4 protein-coding genes and 1 pseudogene are annotated in these 3,389 nt (G+C 71.1%); 2 read left to right on the top strand and 3 right to left on the bottom strand.

Annotated elements, in window-relative coordinates; genetic code table 11:
• The 3 genes from GT354_RS50305 to GT354_RS50315 form a co-directional block, all read right to left on the bottom strand.
• Positions 1-363: hypothetical protein (locus GT354_RS50305; protein ID WP_202513186.1), on the bottom strand; the 363-nt coding region annotated here is incomplete at its 3' end.
• Between the two features lie 92 nt (positions 364-455).
• Positions 456-644 carry a streptamidine-related RiPP repeat protein gene (locus GT354_RS50310; protein WP_161364941.1) on the bottom strand — a complete coding sequence of 63 codons (189 nt, stop codon included), beginning with the start codon at positions 642-644 and terminating at the stop codon, positions 456-458.
• A 420-nt stretch (positions 645-1,064) separates the two neighbouring features.
• A complete protein-coding gene (locus GT354_RS50315) occupies positions 1,065-1,610 on the bottom strand; it encodes a YceI family protein (protein WP_161364943.1) in 546 nt (181 codons plus the stop codon).
• 119 nt (positions 1,611-1,729) lie between these two features.
• Between GT354_RS50315 and GT354_RS50320 the strand changes: the two genes are divergently transcribed.
• Together GT354_RS50320 and GT354_RS50325 are read left to right on the top strand one after the other, a co-directional pair.
• Complete coding sequence (locus tag GT354_RS50320; RefSeq protein ID WP_161364945.1) at positions 1,730-2,317, top strand: MarR family transcriptional regulator; 588 nt, start codon at positions 1,730-1,732, stop codon at positions 2,315-2,317.
• Between the two features lie 46 nt (positions 2,318-2,363).
• Positions 2,364-3,111, top strand: a pseudogene (locus GT354_RS50325) (PhzF family phenazine biosynthesis isomerase).
• Positions 3,112-3,389: the final 278 nt, after the last annotated feature.

Consider the following 3,389-nt stretch of genomic DNA (forward strand, 5'->3'; position numbering starts at 1 on the left):
GGCCAGGGTGGGTTCGGCGTCGAGGAGCGCGGCGACGGCCACCGCGACGGGGCCGGTGCCGTCGATGTGGACGGTCTGCGGGGCGGTTGGGGACGTCGGGGTGGAGGGATTGTGGGCGCCGGTTTCCGAGGTGTGGGTGACGATGACGCCGAGGTCGCGCAGGTTTCGGGCGAGGGTGGCGAAGTCCTCGTCACGGGAGGCGGCACTCACGGCGGGCGATCGTTCACCGGCGAGATGACGGGCCATCGATTCGAGCTGCTCGTGCGGGCCTTGCACGCGAACGAAGCGCTCGTCAGGTGTCGAGTATCGCCAGGCTCCGTCGGGGCCGGGGTAGAGGTGGTGGCCGGGGGCGATGGTGTCCATGGGTTCCTCGCTGTCGGGAGGGGGCGCGCGGGCCGCCGTCGGGGACGGCCCGCGCACCGGTCGTCCGGCGTCGCGTCACGCGCGCCGCCGGATCAGGCCTGCCAGGCGAACGGGTTGTGCACGAGCGCGTTCGTACCGGGGCCCTGCGGGGCGGCGAGCGAGCCGTCCACCGCGATCTCCTCGAACGCGAACGGGTTGTGCACGAGGGCGTTCGTACCGGGACCCTGCGGGGCGGCGAGCGACCCGCCGGCGGCGATCTCGGTGAACGCGAACTTCGGCATGGGGGTGTCCTCTCGGTATGGCGATGCGTTGTCACAAATGAAAACCATTTCCATTAACAGACCTTAGGAGGGGTCGAACGAGAAGCGCAAGGAGCGGGAGCAGGATCACCGGGAAAGGCCGGGAAGACATGAAAAAGGCCCGAACGACGGTGGTCGTCCGAGCCGGCGGGAGCGGTGGCGCGTGGGAGCGGGTGGCGGGGTGAGGCGTGGCGGGGCGGGGGCTGTCGAGCCCATCGGGTTCGGGCCGGCCCGGGTGACGCGCGGACGCGGGGACGCGGTGACGCGGTGACGCGCGTGGTTCGCGGGTCGAACGCGAGACGGTCCGCCGACGCCCGGTGGGCTGTCGGCGGACCGTCGGGGCCGGGTCGTCGCGAGGCGACGTGGGCGGCCCGAAGTGCCGGGTGTCGCGGGTGCGTCCGCTCAGGCCTGCTTGGCTTCGATCTCCAGGATGATGGTGATTTTGTCGCCGACGGCCGCGCCCGCCGCGCCGCCGGTGACGCCGAAGTCGCCGCGGCTGATCGTGGTGGTGGCGGTGAACCCCGCGACCGGGCTGCCGTCGAAGCCGGTGCCGAAGCCGTTGAGTTCGAGTTCGAGCGTGACGGGCTTGGTGACGCCGCGCAGGGTCAGGTCGCCGTCGACCTGGTAGACGGCGGCGGACTCGGCGCGCAGCGCGGTCGACACGAAGGTCATCGTCGGGTGGTTGCCGACGTCGAGGAAGTCCTCGTTGCGGATGTGGTCGTCGCGCATGCCGTTGTTGCTGTTGACCGAGGTGGTCTCGATCGTGGCGGTGACCGACGATTCCAGCGGGTTCTCGGCGGTGACGATCGAGCCCTCGAAGGCGTCGAAGCGGCCGCGCACCTTGGCCACCCCGAGGTGGCGTACCGAGAAGGAGACGTCGGAGTGGACCTGGTCGATGGTCCACTTGCCCGCGACGTAGCCGGGGACGGTTTCGGCGGACGTGGTCATGGGGGGCTCCTTGGGAAGGCGCCGCGGCTCGAAGGCCGCGAGGGGTAGGGACGATTTGTTGAACGCTCAGCAACCTACCACCGGATTGTTGAATCATCAACTAGCTATATGCTGGCAAAATGAACGGAAATCAGCGGCTGACCGCCACGGAGCGTGACGTCTGGCGGGCTCACCTCGCGGGGACCATGGAACTCGCGGCACACCTCGACCGCCGCATGCGCCGCGAGGCGGGCATGCAGTTGACGTATTTCGAGATCCTGTCGGTGCTCTCCGAGGCCCCCGGCCGTCAGTTGCGGATGACCGAGCTGGCGACGGTGTCGCAGTCGTCCACCAGCCGGCTCTCGCACGCGGTGAACGTGATGGAGAAGTCGGGATGGGTCATCCGGCGCCCGGCCGCGTGCGATCGGCGCGGCTGGATCGCGGAACTCACCGACGAGGGCCGTGCGGCGTTGGCGGCGGCGCTGCCCGTACACGCGTCGATCGTGCAACAGCACCTCTTCGGCGTGCTGACACCGGATCAGGTGATCGCGCTGGGCCGGATCGGCGCGGCGATCCGGGCCGGCCTGGCCGGAGAGTGCGCCGCCGCGAGAGCAGAGGAGGACGCGGGAGCCGCAGCGGACGCGGACGACGTACAGAGCGCAACCGGCGCAACGGACGCAGAAAGCGCAGAGAGCGCAGACGACGTGGAGGACGCGGGGATTTGCTGAGCCCGCTCGGGAATCGACCGCCCGCGCGGGCGCGTTGGACCCCGATATGACGACGATTCCCGCCTCCGCGGCACTGCGCTACACGGCCTTCTCCGCCGACCCCGCCGGCGGCAACCCGGCAGGAGTCGTGCTCGACGCCGCAGGACTGACCGACGCGGCGATGGCGGCGATCGCCGCCGAGCTGGGCTACTCCGAGACGGCGTTCCTCACCATCCCCGACGGGGAGCCCGAACGGACGTACACCGTGCGCTACTTCAGCCCACTGGCCGAGGTGTCGTTCTGCGGCCACGCCACCGTGGCCGCGGCGGTCGCGCTCGCGGAGCGGATCGGTCCGGGCGACGTGGTCTTCGCGACGCAGGCCGGGGCGGTGCCGGTCAGCGTGGCCGCCGACGCCGACGGCACGCTGCGAGCCACCCTCACCAGCGTCGAGCCGCACCTGGACGCCGCGCCCGCGGCCGACGTCGAGCAGGCCCTGACCCTACTGCGTTGGAACGCCGACGAGTTGGACCCGCGACTGCCGCCGCGCTACGCGTACGCCGGCGCCCGGCACCTTCCACGTCCGCGACCCCTTCCCGGTCGGCGGCGTGGTCGAGGACCCGGCGACCGGCGCGGCGGCGGCCGCCTTCGGCCACTACCTGCTCGCCCTGGATTTGGTTCCCCCCGCCGCCGTGCTCACCCTGCACCAGGGCGCGGACCTGGGCCGCCCCGGCACTCTGACGGTCGAACTGCGCGCCGACGACGCCCGCGTGCGGGTGAGCGGCACCGCCGTACCCATCCCCGACGACGTCCGCTAGCCGTACGCGCGTCCGGCCGCAACCGGCAACCGGCAACCGGCAACCGGCAACCGGTATCGTGCGGACGCGCTCGCACGTCCGCACGATACCGTCGATACGCGCGTGCGAAATCCGATCGATACCCTGATCGATCCGTCCCTCGCAAAGGGGGACACCACGCACCGCGTCGGTTCGTCCGTCCCCCGGTCCATTGCGTACTTCGGCCCGGTCAGCGTCCAGGAGGCAGTCCGCGATGACGTCGTCGCCCCGAACCCCACAGCAGCGCAGGAAGGACACCA

Origin of the sequence: Streptomyces sp. SID3343 (genome assembly GCF_009865215.1) — a bacterium.
Classification (GTDB): Bacteria; Actinomycetota; Actinomycetes; order Streptomycetales; family Streptomycetaceae; genus Embleya.

Bases quoted from the DNA above. Each gene is read 5' to 3' on its own strand.
- GT354_RS50320 (WP_161364945.1), top strand. From the start codon at position 1,730: ATGAACGGAAATCAGCGGCTGACCGCCACGGAGCGTGACGTCTGGCGG.
- GT354_RS50315 (WP_161364943.1), bottom strand. From the start codon at position 1,610: ATGACCACGTCCGCCGAAACCGTCCCCGGCTACGTCGCGGGCAAGTGG.
- GT354_RS50310 (WP_161364941.1), bottom strand. From the start codon at position 644: ATGCCGAAGTTCGCGTTCACCGAGATCGCCGCCGGCGGGTCGCTCGCC.